At 42.0% G+C, this 1529-nt stretch carries 3 protein-coding genes and 1 pseudogene; 2 read left to right on the top strand and 2 right to left on the bottom strand.

Annotated elements, in window-relative coordinates; all coding sequences use genetic code 11:
- Positions 1-199 (bottom strand): hypothetical protein (locus LIX84_RS23280; protein ID WP_226422269.1); only part of this gene is annotated, 199 nt, incomplete at its 3' end.
- A 114-nt stretch (positions 200-313) separates the two neighbouring features.
- On the opposite strand from LIX84_RS23280, the gene LIX84_RS23270 reads away from it, so the two are divergent.
- Entirely contained in the window at positions 314-541 is a 228-nt protein-coding gene (locus tag LIX84_RS23270) for a hypothetical protein (protein WP_226422270.1), read from the top strand.
- Between the two features lie 52 nt (positions 542-593).
- On the opposite strand, the gene LIX84_RS23265 is transcribed toward LIX84_RS23270, so the two are convergent.
- The gene (locus LIX84_RS23265; protein WP_226422267.1) at positions 594-845 is read right to left on the bottom strand and encodes a TIGR03643 family protein; all 252 of its coding nucleotides are present in this window, start codon (positions 843-845) and stop codon (positions 594-596) included.
- A gap of 302 nt (positions 846-1147) precedes the next feature.
- Between LIX84_RS23265 and LIX84_RS23540 the strand changes: the two are divergent.
- Positions 1148-1440 (top strand): annotated as a pseudogene (locus LIX84_RS23540) (hypothetical protein).
- Positions 1441-1529 lie beyond the last annotated feature (89 nt).

Genomic DNA, 1529 nt, shown 5'->3' with positions numbered 1-1529 from the left:
AGTGAGCAACATTGCCACCTAACCTAAACCATTGTGCAGTAAACACTAAATTCAAAGCAAACCAAAAATGCCTAGCGTTGCGAATCTGCCTTAAACGCTTTGTTAGTTGCCATTCTAAACCTTTGATTTTCAGTTTATTTCCACTTTGCCAACGCCGTTTTTCAGCGTGTTGAAAAACCCAAATCAGGCGCAGTTTCAAAGCGACTGTCACTGAAACCACTTGTAACTAGCAACGCCGCAGAAAGCTGGCTGAAAGCACCAAATAGACCTTTTGGAAAGGCAATGCCACAAAGCTGAGTTTCAACAAGTAAATTTGCGTCTGAAACGGCAAACCAAAACCACAGCATTAACCATTGAACGCAACTTCAGCAAACTACACCTAGGTACAAAGCCGAGCAACATTGCACAATTCATTAACCCTAAATTTTCTGCCTTAGCTGCGTTTTTACCGCTGGCAACTAACGCCGCGTTAAGTAGTGAGCAACGCAGACCACCAAACTTAAACCATTGTGCCGTAAACATTAAATTCAAAGCAAACTGAAAATGCCGAGCGTTGGGAATCTGCCTTAAACGCTTTGTTAGGTGTGAAGCGATTACCGGTGCTTATACTGAGTTGGACAGTAACCTTTAGTAATATCTGGGCTACGTAACTTCATATGCTTTGTATTGCGACCGGATACTCGTTTACGCCATAATTTAAAACTATTTGATTTGAGCCGACTACGCATAAACCGAATAACTTCTGATTCATTCAAACCAAATTGAAGCTCTATCGCTTCAAATGGTGTGCGATCTTCCCACGCCATTTCTATAATTCTTGACTCGATTTCCGGGGTCAATTCCATTTAAAACTACCTACTTTGAAATGGCAATTTTTACGTTCAAACTCGAGATTTAGTTCAGATAAATGATAAACACCTAACGCCCTGCTAAGGGGTGAGCAACGCAATACCGAAGCCGCCGCATACCACCTTAATCACTAAATTCAACGCATAGTAAAAATGCCACGCGTTGCGAATCCCTCTTGAGCAGTTTGTTAGTCGCGAGGCACCGAGCGACAATTTTAAGCCGAACTAAACTTTGCAAACAACAAACTTTATGTGTTCTGAAGCTGTTAAATCAGGCGTAGTCTCAAAGCGGCTACTCAATGAAACCACTTAGAAAAAACAGCGCCACAGAAAACGGACTGACAACACCAAAGAGCACTTTTGGAAAACCAATCTCACAGTGCGGAAGTCACTGAAACCACGTGGAACTTACCACACCAGAGAAAACGTCATTTCAGCGAGTAAATCGGCTTTTGTACCAACAAACTCACCGAGCGGAGTTGCAACCAAAAACAAACTCTCGATTGCCCTGCTCTGTCAGCACCAAAGAACAAAACAATCGCTAGGACACTTGCAAAATTTTGGACTCAAAACAGCTAAAACTAAGTTCTAATGATCGACGATGAATCTGTGTTCCAAACAAACTGCTGCTAAATTTTAAGCTCAGAAACATGATTTTGATTGCTAGCTTTTTCTGGCGAC

The sequence above is a fragment of the Vibrio sp. E14 genome (genome assembly GCF_020515785.1).
GTDB lineage: Bacteria > Pseudomonadota > Gammaproteobacteria > Enterobacterales > Vibrionaceae > Vibrio > Vibrio diabolicus.
This window is presented reverse-complemented; position numbering and strand designations above follow the sequence as displayed.

What these genes read in the sequence shown, in the direction of transcription:
- LIX84_RS23265 (WP_226422267.1), bottom strand. Translation starts at nt 845, where the DNA reads ATGGAATTGACCCCGGAAATCGAGTCAAGAATTATAGAAATGGCGTGG.